This window comes from Pseudomonas sp. ICMP 8385 (genome assembly GCF_002699915.1).
In the GTDB taxonomy this organism is placed as follows: domain Bacteria; phylum Pseudomonadota; class Gammaproteobacteria; order Pseudomonadales; family Pseudomonadaceae; genus Aquipseudomonas; species Aquipseudomonas gessardii.
The window spans coordinates 159,788-171,856 of sequence record NZ_LKBY01000113.1 but is presented as its reverse complement, the minus strand read 5'-3'; the positions used below and the strand labels follow the sequence as shown (position 1 = coordinate 171,856).

Genomic DNA, 12,069 nt, shown 5'->3' with positions numbered 1-12,069 from the left:
TTTAAGCTTAGCCTGGGGCCTCCCCCGTTCAGGAGTCAACCCATGTCACCCTTTGAACCCTTGCAACTGCCCAACGGCCAGATCATCGCCAACCGCATCGCCAAGGCGGCGATGGAGGAAAACATGGCCGACAGCCAACAAGCCCCCTCCCACGCGCTCAAACAGCTGTACAAAGCCTGGGCTGACGGTGAGCCGGGCTTGTTGCTGACCGGTAATGTGATGATTGACCGGCATGCCATGACCGGCCCCGGCGGTGTTGCCCTCGAAGACGAGCAGCATCTGGACAGCTTTCGCGAGTGGGCGGCCATCGGCCGGGCCAGGGGCGTGCATTTCTGGGTGCAGTTGAACCACCCCGGGCGCCAGACCATGGCCAACCTGGGCCAGCCCGCCCTGGCACCGTCGGCAGTGCCCCTTGACCTGGGTAGCTTCTCGAAGATGTTCGCCCATCCCAGGGCAATGACCGCAGAGGATATCCAGGATGTCATCACACGCTTTGCCACCAGCGCGCGCCTGGCCGAAAAAGCCGGGTTCAGCGGCGTGCAAATCCATGCCGCCCACGGCTACCTGCTCAGCCAGTTCCTCTCGCCCCTGAGCAATCGACGCGATGATCGCTGGGGTGGCTCGCTGGAAAACCGCGCCCGGCTGTTGGTCGAGGTGATCAAGGCCGTCCGGGCGGTGGTCAGCCCTGGTTTTTGCGTGGCGGTAAAGCTCAACTCGGCAGACTTCCAGCGCGGCGGGTTTGATGCCGATGATGCGCAAGGGGTTGTGGCCATGCTCAATACGCTGCCTGTGGATTTGCTTGAGCTGTCCGGTGGCAGCTACGAGGCGCCGGCGATGCAGGGCGAGGCCCGCGATGGTCGCACCCTGGCCCGGGAAGCGTATTTCCTGGAGATGGCCAGCGAACTGGCGAAACAGGCCAACATGCCGGTGATGGTCACTGGCGGGATCCGCCGCTTGCCGGTGGTACAACAAGTCCTGGACAGTGGCATCGCCATGGCCGGTATTGCGACCGCGCTGAGCCTGGAGCCACAGCTGATCAAACAGTGGCGGGCAGGTCGCGACAGTCATCCCCAATTGCGCCCGATTCGCTGGAAGCGCAAGGCATTGGCCTCCCTGGCGACCATGGCGGTGGTGCGCTATCAACTGCGCCGCTTGAGCCAGGGCCGCCAGCCGAACCCGCGCATTGCACCGCTGCTGGCACTGATTCAAGACCAGTGGTTCAGCGCCCGGCGCACCCGGCAATATCGAGCGGCAATGGCCGGTTAGGCAGCCAATCAGCAGGCCGTGCAACTGGCAAGCCGACTGGCCTGGGCGGATCTTGCAGGTACGGCGTGCGCTCAGCCCTTCTGTTTCGCGACCCACTGGCCATAGGCATCGATAAACGCCTGCAGGAACGACCGGGTTTTTTCCGCGAGCTTGCCCGACTCATCGAAGGCGCTGCCCGCGCCACTCAGGTACGCTTCCGGCTGCTGCATGCAGAGTACATCCAGAAACACCAGGGACTGACGCAAATGGTGGTTGGCGCCGAAGCCACCAATGGCCCCCGGCGACACACTGATGACCGCCCCCGGCTTGCCGCTCCAGACGCTCTGGCCGTAGGGCCGCGACCCCACATCAATAGCGTTTTTCAGGGCCGCCGGGACCGAGCGATTGTATTCAGGGGTCACAAACAGCACGGCATCAGCGCCAGCCACTTGTTGGCGGAAGGTGGTGTAGGCCGCAGGTGGCGTTGAGCTTTCAAGGTCTTCGTTGTACAGCGGCAATTCGCCGATCTCGACAATCCTGAGCTCCAGATTGGTCGGTGCCAACTGGGCCAATGCCAGGGCGACCTTACGATTGATCGACTCTTTTCTCAAGCTGCCGACCAGTACGGCAATCGTGTAGACCTTGCTCATGGGGTTTTCCCTACATCTGACTAAAGGAACCTACAGTTATAGAGCCTTCACCGGCCTATCACCAGCAGGTTTTGCCCCTTCGGCGGTGGTTTTGCGCCGAGACTTGCTTGTAGGAAAAATAAGCGGAACATCAGCGAATAGTATTTTTTCTATGTAGGTAAACTACCCAGCTCAATGACGGTCTACAGAACCGCAAATCGGTGTTTTTCTCCAGAGGTTCTAAACAGATGGCAGCAGTACTTGTCGGACAATTCCATGCCCGCGACGCGGAAGGCCGCGTTTATTCCGTGCATGAGTTCCAGGAGTCCACCCCGTCCGCCGACGGTTCAGAGCCTGCAATTTCCTACAAACTGGCGATTGGCGACCGGGTCAACAAGGTCGACGACAATACCTTTGTCCTGGTTCAGTCGCAGGTCTCCCTGACTCGCGAACCCGAAAACACGCCTGTTTGATAAGGCTGTGCCCTCCGGCAGAAGTCATATGAACGGACTTGGGTTAGGATTCACCCGTTGAATCCCTTACCTGCTGAACATGGACTTCATGCATGCGTTTACGTCATATCGAAGTGATTCAAGCCATTTTGCAGACCGGACACCTCGGCACCGCCGCCGAATGGTTGCAATTGGCTGTGTCCGACGTGGACGCTACTCTCAAGGACGCTGAACAGCAGCTGGGTTTCATGTTGTTCGCCAGCGTCCGCGGGCGGTTGCAGGCAACCCGTGAAACCCTGGCCCTGCAAACGCAGATCGCCCACCTTTACGAAGCCCTGGAGCCGGTGCAGCGCCTGGCCAGTAGCCTCAAGCACCACCACGCCCCGCCGTTGCGCACGCTGTGCACACCGCCCCTGGCCAATCAGTTGCTGCCGCAAAGCATTGCGCTGCTGCGCCGACGCTTCCAGGACACACCCTGCAACCTGTCCAGCCAAGCCACCCGGGATATTGTCAGGAGCCTGCTGCTGCATGAAGCCGACCTGGGCCTGAGCCTGCATGACCCCGAGCACCCGCAAATCACCCGTACCGTGCTGGCCCAGGGCAAGTTGCAGTTGTTGGCACCCCACGGCTGGCTCAAGCCCCGGCAGAAATACATCGCCCTGCAGGAGCTGGCCGGCCAGTCGATGATCGGCCTGGAGGGCCAGGACCCGTTGAGCCAGTTGCTGGACAGCAAGTTGCAGGCGCTGCGGCCGCTGCCGGTGATCCAGACACGGGTACAGACCTACCAGATGATGCGCAGCATGGTCGAGGCCGGCGAAGGGTTAGCGGTGGTCGACCCCTTCACCGCCAGCGGCGCGCGTGAGGCCGGGCTCGATACCTGCCCACTGTCGCCGCCGATCCTGGTGAGCCTGTATGGGTTGACGCTCAAGGACAGCAGCCCGAGCCCGGCGCTCAATGCCTTGCTGGAGATTGTCACGCAGAAGGCCCAGGCGCTGTTGTCCTGACGGTCAGTTGAACAAGCGATACCAGAAAATCGCCACCTCACGCGTCTGCGGATCAATCCCGCGATAACGCAGGTGGTCGATGCCGCCCAGCACATAACCGCAACGCTCATACAAGCGGCAGGCCCCCAGGTTGTTGTTCTGGGTCTCCAGCATCATCCCCGGCAGGTTTTTCTTGCGGCTCCAGAACTGCGCCACATCGAGCAAGGCCTTGGCCACGCCATAGCGCCGTGCCGCCAGCACCACCGCCAGCTCATCGACATGGGCATAACCGTTCCAATTGGTACTGACGACGATATGGCCCACTGGCCGATCGTCCAGGTAGGCCATGAATACCGCACTGTCGGTGGCATCGCGATAGCTGGCGAACTCCTCGGGATCGATGCCGTAGCACTTGCGGTAGGGCAACACCTGCTCCAGCGCCCATTGATCGACCGGCTTGCCCAGCTCCGGCGTGCCATACACGTCTACCTCAAAGCTGAAATCATTGCCCCATACGTAGGCGTCAAATCCCTCGTCGGCGACTCGTACACTGAGCCCCGGGTACTTCGGATTCACTACAGCTTGCATAACTTTCCTTAACACTTGATGCAATCGACGGTGTAACAACGACCGTTGCCGTCGTCTTCGTGTTGTAAGCCATGTACATCGGCGACAAACCCCGGGAAACTGCTATCGAACTCCCGGGCAAAGGCCAGGTAGTCGATGATCGAACGCGTCGACTCGGTAAAGCGCTCCCCCGGCATGATCAGCGGAATGCCCGGCGGATAAGGCACCAGCATCACGGCTGCAATGCGCCCTGGCAAGGCATCGATGGACACCGCCTCGACCTCACCGCGCACCAATTGGTCATAGGCATCGGCCGGCTTCATGGCGATTTCCGGCAACACCGTGTACATACGCTTGAGGTGCCTGGCCGTGGCGTTGCTGCGATAGCAGCCGTGCAACTGGTCGCACAAGTCCTGCAACCCCATGCCCTGATAACGTGCAGGACCTTGCTGGAACACCGATGGCAGGCAACTGGCCAGGCTGGTATTGGCGTCGTAACTGCGCTTGAACTCCAGCAGTTCCGTGAGCAGGGTACTCCACTTGCCTTTGGTGATGCCCATGGAGAACAACACCAGGAACGAATACAGCCCGGTCTTTTCCACCACCAGGCCACGTTCCCAGAGGAATTTACTGACCACCGCCGCCGGAATCCCACAATCACTCAAGGCCCCACCCGCCGTGAGGCCGGGCATCACCAGGGTGACCTTGATCGGGTCGAGCAACACGTAGTCTTCGGCAATATCCCCAAACCCGTGCCAATCGGCCTCGGGCTGCAGCAACCAGTCGGCCGTCGCCACCCGGTCAATGCCGGCCACCGAAGGCGGCTGCCAGATAGAAAACCACCAATCGTCGGCGGCGATATGCTGGCGCAAATTGGCCAGGGCCCGACGAAAGCTCAAGGCCTCATCGAACATTTCCTGGAGCAGCGAACGCCCCGCCGGCCCCTCCATCATGGCCGAGGCTACGTCCAGCGAGGCGATGATGCTGTACTGCGGCGAGGTGGAGATATGCATCATAAATGCTTCATTGAACCGGTCACGGTCCAGTTGCCGCGCCCCGCCATCCTGCACATGGATCATCGACGCCTGGCTGAACGCCGCCAATAGCTTGTGGGTTGAGTGCGTGGTAAACACCAGCGGGCTGTCGGGCGTACGCGAGGTGCCCATGCCATAGCGCCCGGCGAAAAACTCGTGGAAGGCTGCGTAGGCGTACCAGGCCTCGTCAAAGTGCAGAACTTCGACACTGTTGCCCAATTGCTGCTTGATCAGCTCGGCGTTGTAACACAAGCCGTCATAGGTCGAGTTGGTCACCACCGCCAGCTTGACCCTGGGCTCGCGGCCACAGGTCAAGGGGCTGGCCGCGATCTTGGCGCGAATCGATTCGCGGCTGAACTCGGTCAGTGGAATCGGGCCGATGATCCCCAGTTCGTTGCGCTCTGGGCACAAGTACAGGGGGATCGCGCCGGTCATGATGATCGAGTGCAGCACCGACTTATGGCAATTGCGGTCCACCAGCACCAGGTCGTCGCGCCCGACCATGGAGTGCCAGACGATCTTGTTGGCCGTGGAGGTGCCATTGATCACGAAGAAGGTGTGGTCGGCGCCAAAGTTGCGCGCGGCACGGGCTTCGGCTTCGGCCAAAGGCCCGGTGTGATCCAGCAGCGAGCCCAGTTCCGGCACCGACACCGACAAGTCCGAGCGCAGGGTGTTTTCCCCGAAAAACTGATGAAACGCCTGCCCCACCGGGCTTTTGCGATAGGCAACGCCGCCGCCGTGACCGGGGGTATGCCAGGAGTAATTGGAGTCGGCCGTGTGCTGCACCAGGGCCTTGAAGAATGGCGGCAACAGGCCATCAAGGTAAGTGCGTGCGGCGCGGGCCACTTGCCGGGCGAGAAACGGCACCGTGTCTTCAAACAGGTAGAGAATGCCACGCAGCTGGTTGAGTTCGCTCATGGCATCGGCCGGGGCATTTTCCAGGGTGACTTGCTCGCCCAGGGCAAAGATCGGCAGGTTGGGTGCACGCAGGCGTGCCAGTCGGATCAGTTCCACCATGTTTTGCAGCAGATGGGTATTTTCCCCGGCGCCTTCAGCCGCGATCAGCATGCACGCCAGGCCATGATGGGTCGAGGCCACCAGCCGGCCTTCGGCATAGTCCACTGCGGAAAAGATGCTGAAACCCTCTTGCTCCAACTCCCGGGCGATGCCCCGGACCCGATCACCGGCGACGGTGTCGGCCTTGATGTCGCGGTGCACGATCAGGATCGGGAACTTCAGGTCTTTGTACATGGGGGCTTGGCGTCCTGAGGGCGATGTACTCAGGGTAGAAGCTGGGAGTGAATGTGGCGAATGAAGATTTTGCAGGTATGAAATGTGAGGGTTTATGTGGGAGCGGGCTTGCCCGCGATGGCGGTGTATCAGTAACAGATGTACTGACTGTCAAACCCCAATCGCGGGCAAGCCCGCTCCCACACAAACCCGCTGCCACATTTTTCGACCGCGTCAGTGTTGGGTCAGTTGAGTCCACAACGCCGGCGCACCCGCCGACTTGGCAATGGCCTCCAGGCGTGCCGCATGCTCGGCCATGTCCTGCTCGCTGGCGCGGATGATTGTGGTGGCTTTGCGATCAGCCGGCAGGCGGCGGATTTCCGAAGGCCGATTGCCCGAGCCTTCGGCCGAACCGTTGCCATCGGAGGCGTTGCCGGCCAGGGACAGACTGGTCTGCCCGCCCGTCATGGTCAGGTAGACGTCCGCCAGGATCTCGGAGTCGAGCAACGCGCCGTGCAGCTCACGGCCGGAGTTATCGACACCGTAGCGTTTGCACAAGGCATCGAGGCTGTTGCGCTGGCCCGGGTGGCGCTCACGGGCCATCATCAAGGTATCGAGGATCGAGCAGTGACGGGTAATGTCCGCCCGATCCGCCTGGCCCATCAAGGCAAATTCGTTGTTGATGAAGCCAACGTCGAACGCCGCGTTGTGGATGATCAACTGGGCGCCGTTGATGAACTCGAAAAACTCATCGGCGACTTCGGCAAAACGCGGCTTGCCCACCAGGAATTCATTGGTGATGCCGTGGACGCCAATGGCGCCTTCGTCACTTTCCCGGTCCGGTTGCAGGTACACGTGGAAATGCCGACCGGTGAGGCGGCGGCCCATCAACTCGACACAGCCGATTTCAATGATCCGGTGGCCATCGGTCACCGGCATGCCGGTGGTTTCGGTATCGAGTACAACAGATCGGATGGCCATCAGGGTTCAGCTCTCAACGGTGTGTGTATTTCAAGGGGCGGGATATTAGCACGCTCTATAACCTAAACGCCGCCCCGAGGAAAACCGCAGCCCCTTGTCCAACAGTTTTTTACAAGATTTAGCAAAGCTTGCGCAGTTTGCCATTACGGCTCTTGCGGCCTGCACGCAACGGACGAGCAACTCACCCGGGCGATCCTGCTCTTGTAACGATGGATTGCACGCGAGGTTTTCTTATGGCGTTGGCTGAGGTATTAATTTGATAAGGGTCGTCTTCGTTTATCAAACAAGTCGATCGTTGTCCGTTTACCCTGCCTTGGTAAAATGCCAAGCCCACCCGAGAACGCGAGCATTCCGATGATTGAAACGCGATATGCCCTTGCCCTACTGGTCGCCAGCCTGACCCTCGGCGGCTGTGTGTCCCAGCCTGTCTCCAGCCCGACAACCGGGCAGCCGCCGCAGATCGTCGCCCACCGTGGCGGTACGGCGGATTTCCCGGAAAATACCCTGCTGGCCATCGATAACGCCCTGCAAAACAAGGTGGACATGATTTGGCTCACCGTGCAACTGAGCAGTGACCAGGTCCCCGTGCTGTACCGGCCGACAGACCTGAGTGCCAATACCGATGGCTCGGGCCCCGTGGCCGGGAAAACCCTGGCCCAGCTGCAACAGCTCAACGCCGGGTGGCAATTCAAGCAGGATGCGGCCAATGGTCAGGTGGTCTTCCCCTATCGCACAAACCCCGTGAGGCTGCCCTCCCTGCAGCAAGCCTTGGCCGCGATTCCGCGGACAACCCCGATCATCCTCGACATGAAAGCCCTACCCGCCGCCCCCCCAGGCCAAGGCCGTGGCCCAGGTCCTGGAGCAAAACCAGGCCTGGGACCGGGTCTTGATCTACTCCACCGACGCCAGCTACCAACAAGCCTTCGCGCAATACCCCCAGGCGCGGTTGTTCGAGAGCCGGGACCGGACACGTGACCGCCTGGCCAACGTAGCCCTGGCCCACAGTTGCCAGCCGGCGCCCCAGGCAGGGAGCTGGGTGGCATTCGAGTATCAGCGCAAGGTCGAACTGGTGGAAACCTTCACCCTTGGGGAAGCACGCTCGCCGGTGAATGCCAAGCTGTGGACAGCGCCGGCCATTGACTGTTTCCAGTCCAAGGGCAAGGTGCATATCCTGGCGATCGGCATTAACAGCGAAGAGGACTACCGGGCGGCAGCGTGCCGTAACATCGACGCGGTGCTGGTGGACTCGCCCCGCACGATGCGAGGCGTGAAGCAGCGGCTCGAATGGCCGCTGCGGTGTGACTGACGGTCAGCTCTGCTTGTAGCCGCGCACGTCATCCACGCCACGATTGGCCAATTGATCGGCCCGCTCGTTACCGGGGTGGCCGATATGCCCGCGTACCCACTTCCAGGTGATGTTGTGGCGGTTGCACTGTTCATCCAGCAACTGCCACAGGTCGGCGTTTTTCACCGGCTCCTTGGCCGCGGTTTTCCAGCCGCGTTTTTTCCAGTTGACCATCCACTCGTTGATGCCTTTCATGACGTACTGCGAGTCCGTCACCAGCAACACGTCGCAACGGCGCTTGAGCTCTTCCAGGCCACGAATGGCGCCCATCAGTTCCATACGGTTGTTGGTGGTGTTGGCTTCACCGCCCCACAACTCCTTCTCCACGCCCTTGCACACCAGCAAGGCGCCCCAGCCGCCCGGCCCCGGATTGCCCTTGCAGGCGCCGTCGGTAAAGAGTTCTACGCTATCGGTCATTACGCTATCCATCAAAGCGGGTTGCCGGCAATCGACCGGCAGCTCCCGAGGTCGAACACGACGACCTGAATTCCAGAAAAGTGATTTATGGCTCGCTGGAGCGACGGTTGACCTTGGCCAGGGGCATCGGCACCAGTTTGCCCATGGGCTCGCGCCGTACCTGGCTCACCGGCCGCAGCCCGACCACGATCTTGCGGGCCACCAGCAGGTAGAAACCGCCACCGGACAACTGCCAGGCCCCGGCCCGGCGCTCCCAGCCCGCCAAACGGCCCTGCCACTTGGGCGAGGCAAGCGGCGGACGATAGCACCCGAAGCGGCGTTTCTCCAGCGCGAAGCCCAGCAGGTTCAACCAGTCGCTGACCCGCGAGGGCGAGATGCAGCGGGCCTGGCGCAATGCGTCATGGGCAAAGACGTGCCGCAGCCCCCATGAACTCCAGGGGTTGATGCCAACGATCAATAAATGGCCACCCGGGCGCACGGCGCTGGCCGCTTCCCGCAGCAAGCCATGGGGCGACAGGCAGAAATCCAGGCCATGCTGCATCACCACCACGTCGGCGGCATGCTCGCTCAGGGGCCAGGCCTGTTCTTCGCAGACAATCTCGACCCCCGGCAATGGCGCACCCAGGCGTACATTGCGCTGCACCTGGGGCGCGGACGGCGGGGCCTGTGCCGAAGGGCCGTAGTGCACCAGGTAGCCGCCAAAGAAGCGCTCAAGCTCTTCTTCGAGCATCAGCCGCTCCTGTTCCAGCAAAAATTGCCCGATCGGCCCGGACAGCCACTCACGGGCTGCGCTGATCAAGGCCAGCCACTCGGGATCGGCCTGGGCGAACGCTTTATCAGTCATTGCATTCTCCAACTCGCCAAGACGTTCTAAGATGCACCAATGTGTCCAGCTTGGCGAATAGAAGAATGATACAGATCAGTGCCCTGCCCGCCTTCACCGATAACTACATCTGGTTGTTACAAGACCATCGCACCCTGCGTTGCGCGGTGGTCGACCCTGGCGATGCCGCGCCTGTGCTGGCATGGCTGGCGCAACACCCCGGCTGGACCCTCAGCGATATCCTGGTCACCCACCATCACCACGACCACGTGGGCGGTGTCGTGCAGCTCAAGGAGGCGTCAGGCGCCAGGGTCTATGGCCCGGCCACTGAAAACATCCCGGCACGTGATGTCGCGCTCAACGATAACGATGATATCCATGTGCTGGGTTGGGACTTCAAGGTCCTGGCCGTGCCGGGACACACTCTGGGACATATAGCCTTTTATCATCATGGCTTGCTGTTCTGCGGCGACACGCTGTTCGCCGCCGGTTGCGGGCGTCTGTTCGAGGGCACGCCACAACAGATGCACATCTCCCTGGAGCGCCTGGCCGCGCTGCCGGCCGACACGCTGGTCTACTGCACCCACGAATACACACAAAGCAACCTGCGCTTTGCCCAGGCCGTGGAGCCGCACAACACCGATATCGCCGAACGGGTGGCCAAAGTCAGCCAACTCCGGGCAGACGGCAAGATGACCTTACCCTCGACCCTGGCCCTGGAAAAACTCACCAACCCGTTTTTGCGCACCGCTGAAACATCCGTTAAACAAAAAGCGGACGAATGGGGGAACTGCGATAACCGCTCTGGGAGCGCGGTTTTTGCTAGCTTGCGGGCTTGGAAAGATACGTTCTAAGCAGACAGGTTCTGATACGAAATTTCTGAATGGTTGACCGGAACCCAAGCGCTTTCTAGAATCGCCCGACATTTTTGCCCGGAACTCACTTCCAGCCAATGTCGTCATCTATTCGTAAATCCAACCATTCAGACGCATTGACCCGCCTGGCTCAAGCCATTGCGGTGGCCGTATCCGCAACTCTGGCGGGCTGCCAAACGACCCATTACGCTGCACAATCCACCGTGCAACCCAAACCCAATCTTGCGGCCAAGATCAAGCAAAAACCCCTTTGGCTCTCAGAGAAGCCAAGCCCACAGGTGCCCCAGGATGTCTGGGAACGCATGCGCCAGGGGTTCCAATTGCAGGACGGCGTGGGCGTCAACCCGCGTATCGAGCAACAACGCCTGTGGTTCGCCAGCAATCCCTCCTTCCTGGAGAATGCCGGCGAACGTGGCAGCCTCTATATTCACTACATCGTCGAACGCCTTGAAGAGCGCAACATGCCCCTGGAGCTGGCGCTGCTGCCAGTGATTGAAAGTGCCTACAACCCAATGGCCTATTCGCGCAGCGATGCGGTCGGCCTGTGGCAGTTCATTCCCTCCACCGGGCGCTACTTCAACCTGCGCCAGACCCGCGCCTATGATGGCCGCCGCGACATCACCGCCTCCACCACCGCCGCCCTGGACTATCTGACACGCCTGCATGACATGTTCAACGGCGACTGGTTGCTGGCCCTGGCGGCCTATAACGCTGGTGAAGGCACGGTCAGCCGGGCCATCGAGCGCAACGAGAAGCTCGGCCTGCCCACCGACTACTGGAACCTGCCACTGCCCCAGGAAACCAAGGACTACGTGCCCAAGTTCCTGGCGCTGTCCCAGGTGGTGCTGGCCCCCGAGGCCTACGGCGTCAACCTGAACCCGATTGCCAACACGCCGTACTTCAAAATGGTCGAAGTCAAGCAAAGCATGGACCTGTCCCGGGTCGCTGCGCTGGCCGAAATCGACGAAGACGAGCTGTTCCAGCTCAACCCGGCCTTCAAGCAACGCACCACCCTGGACGGTCCCCAGCACTTGCTGGTGCCCACCTCCAAGGCGCAACTGCTGGCCAGTAGCCTGTCCTCGATGAATCCCGAGGAGCTGTTGAGCCTGCGTCCGAAAAAACCGGTGTTCGACGAAGTCGAGCACAAGGCCGTGGCCGGCCGCTCGCGCAGCTACAAGGTCAAGAGCGGCGACAACCTGACCCTGATTGCCAAGGCCAACAAGGTCGATGTGCATGACCTGCAGCGCTGGAACAAGCTCAATGGCCAGGCGCTGAAGGTCGGCCAGACCCTGGTGATGCAGGACACCCGTAAAGTCGTGGCCAAGAAGCCGGTGCAGTACAAGGTCAAGAAAGGTGACTCGCTGTACATGGTTGCCAAGCGTTTCAACGTCGAGATGCAACACCTCAAGCGTTGGAACCCACGCACTGGCCAGGCGTTGAAGCCGGGGCAGATGCTGGTAGTGTCCGGGCCAAGATAAACCGAGTGCA

The 12,069-nt window shown here is 61.0% G+C and carries 12 protein-coding genes and 1 pseudogene; 7 read left to right on the top strand and 6 right to left on the bottom strand.

What is annotated here, in order from left to right:
- Window positions 1-42 precede the first annotated feature (42 nt).
- Complete coding sequence (locus AO268_RS21255) at window positions 43-1,266, top strand: NADH:flavin oxidoreductase/NADH oxidase family protein (protein WP_099169740.1); 1,224 nt, start codon at window positions 43-45, stop codon at window positions 1,264-1,266.
- A 71-nt stretch (window positions 1,267-1,337) separates the two neighbouring features.
- On the opposite strand, the gene AO268_RS21250 is transcribed toward AO268_RS21255, so the two are convergent.
- The gene (locus tag AO268_RS21250) at window positions 1,338-1,895 is read right to left on the bottom strand and encodes an NADPH-dependent FMN reductase (RefSeq protein ID WP_076961098.1); all 558 of its coding nucleotides are present in this window, start codon (window positions 1,893-1,895) and stop codon (window positions 1,338-1,340) included.
- Between the two features lie 227 nt (window positions 1,896-2,122).
- Here AO268_RS21250 and AO268_RS21245 point away from each other — a divergent pair, with 227 nt between their 5' ends.
- Together AO268_RS21245 and AO268_RS21240 are read left to right on the top strand one after the other, a co-directional pair.
- Window positions 2,123-2,347 (top strand): hypothetical protein, encoded by a 225-nt coding sequence (locus AO268_RS21245; protein WP_076961099.1) that lies wholly within the window; start codon window positions 2,123-2,125, stop codon window positions 2,345-2,347.
- A gap of 92 nt (window positions 2,348-2,439) precedes the next feature.
- Window positions 2,440-3,330, top strand: coding sequence for a LysR substrate-binding domain-containing protein (locus tag AO268_RS21240; protein WP_076961100.1), 891 nt, complete (start codon window positions 2,440-2,442; stop codon window positions 3,328-3,330).
- Between the two features lie 3 nt (window positions 3,331-3,333).
- On the opposite strand, the gene AO268_RS21235 is transcribed toward AO268_RS21240, so the two are convergent.
- From AO268_RS21235 to dnaQ, 3 genes are all read right to left on the bottom strand, one after another.
- Window positions 3,334-3,897, bottom strand: a complete 564-nt coding sequence (locus AO268_RS21235; RefSeq protein WP_076961101.1) for a GNAT family N-acetyltransferase — start codon at window positions 3,895-3,897, stop codon at window positions 3,334-3,336.
- 8 nt (window positions 3,898-3,905) lie between these two features.
- Window positions 3,906-6,161 carry an Orn/Lys/Arg decarboxylase N-terminal domain-containing protein gene (locus AO268_RS21230; RefSeq protein WP_099169739.1) on the bottom strand — a complete coding sequence of 752 codons (2,256 nt, stop codon included), beginning with the start codon at window positions 6,159-6,161 and terminating at the stop codon, window positions 3,906-3,908.
- A 213-nt stretch (window positions 6,162-6,374) separates the two neighbouring features.
- Window positions 6,375-7,115: a DNA polymerase III subunit epsilon gene (gene dnaQ, locus AO268_RS21225; RefSeq protein WP_162237649.1), complete on the bottom strand. Its 741-nt coding sequence runs from the start codon at window positions 7,113-7,115 to the stop codon at window positions 6,375-6,377.
- Between the two features lie 327 nt (window positions 7,116-7,442).
- Between dnaQ and AO268_RS33265 the strand changes: the two are divergent.
- Window positions 7,443-7,838: pseudogene (locus tag AO268_RS33265) on the top strand (glycerophosphodiester phosphodiesterase family protein); the annotation flags it as partial.
- Window positions 7,839-7,965: 127 nt separating this feature from the next.
- Window positions 7,966-8,427: a hypothetical protein gene (locus AO268_RS33260; RefSeq protein WP_257154427.1), complete on the top strand. Its 462-nt coding sequence runs from the start codon at window positions 7,966-7,968 to the stop codon at window positions 8,425-8,427.
- A 3-nt stretch (window positions 8,428-8,430) separates the two neighbouring features.
- Here the strand turns inward: AO268_RS33260 and rnhA are convergent, their stop codons facing one another.
- Together rnhA and AO268_RS21210 are read right to left on the bottom strand one after the other, a co-directional pair.
- Window positions 8,431-8,883: a ribonuclease HI gene (rnhA, locus tag AO268_RS21215; RefSeq protein WP_010171667.1), complete on the bottom strand. Its 453-nt coding sequence runs from the start codon at window positions 8,881-8,883 to the stop codon at window positions 8,431-8,433.
- 85 nt (window positions 8,884-8,968) lie between these two features.
- Window positions 8,969-9,727, bottom strand: coding sequence for a class I SAM-dependent methyltransferase (locus tag AO268_RS21210; RefSeq protein WP_076961104.1), 759 nt, complete (start codon window positions 9,725-9,727; stop codon window positions 8,969-8,971).
- 65 nt (window positions 9,728-9,792) lie between these two features.
- Between AO268_RS21210 and gloB the strand changes: the two genes are divergently transcribed.
- Together gloB and AO268_RS21200 are read left to right on the top strand one after the other, a co-directional pair.
- The gene (gene gloB, locus AO268_RS21205) at window positions 9,793-10,560 is read left to right on the top strand and encodes a hydroxyacylglutathione hydrolase (RefSeq protein WP_099169738.1); all 768 of its coding nucleotides are present in this window, start codon (window positions 9,793-9,795) and stop codon (window positions 10,558-10,560) included.
- A 98-nt stretch (window positions 10,561-10,658) separates the two neighbouring features.
- The gene (locus AO268_RS21200) at window positions 10,659-12,059 is read left to right on the top strand and encodes a lytic transglycosylase domain-containing protein (protein WP_076961106.1); all 1,401 of its coding nucleotides are present in this window, start codon (window positions 10,659-10,661) and stop codon (window positions 12,057-12,059) included.
- The last annotated feature ends 10 nt before the right edge of the window (window positions 12,060-12,069 follow it).

Bases quoted from the DNA above. Each gene is read 5' to 3' on its own strand.
- AO268_RS21255 (WP_099169740.1), top strand. From the start codon at position 43: ATGTCACCCTTTGAACCCTTGCAACTGCCCAACGGCCAGATCATCGCC.
- AO268_RS21250 (WP_076961098.1), bottom strand. From the start codon at position 1,895: ATGAGCAAGGTCTACACGATTGCCGTACTGGTCGGCAGCTTGAGAAAA.
- AO268_RS21245 (WP_076961099.1), top strand. From the start codon at position 2,123: ATGGCAGCAGTACTTGTCGGACAATTCCATGCCCGCGACGCGGAAGGC.
- AO268_RS21240 (WP_076961100.1), top strand. From the start codon at position 2,440: ATGCGTTTACGTCATATCGAAGTGATTCAAGCCATTTTGCAGACCGGA.
- AO268_RS21235 (WP_076961101.1), bottom strand. From the start codon at position 3,897: ATGCAAGCTGTAGTGAATCCGAAGTACCCGGGGCTCAGTGTACGAGTC.
- AO268_RS21230 (WP_099169739.1), bottom strand. From the start codon at position 6,161: ATGTACAAAGACCTGAAGTTCCCGATCCTGATCGTGCACCGCGACATC.
- rnhA (WP_010171667.1), bottom strand. From the start codon at position 8,883: ATGACCGATAGCGTAGAACTCTTTACCGACGGCGCCTGCAAGGGCAAT.
- AO268_RS21210 (WP_076961104.1), bottom strand. From the start codon at position 9,727: ATGACTGATAAAGCGTTCGCCCAGGCCGATCCCGAGTGGCTGGCCTTG.
- gloB (WP_099169738.1), top strand. From the start codon at position 9,793: ATGATACAGATCAGTGCCCTGCCCGCCTTCACCGATAACTACATCTGG.
- AO268_RS21200 (WP_076961106.1), top strand. From the start codon at position 10,659: ATGTCGTCATCTATTCGTAAATCCAACCATTCAGACGCATTGACCCGC.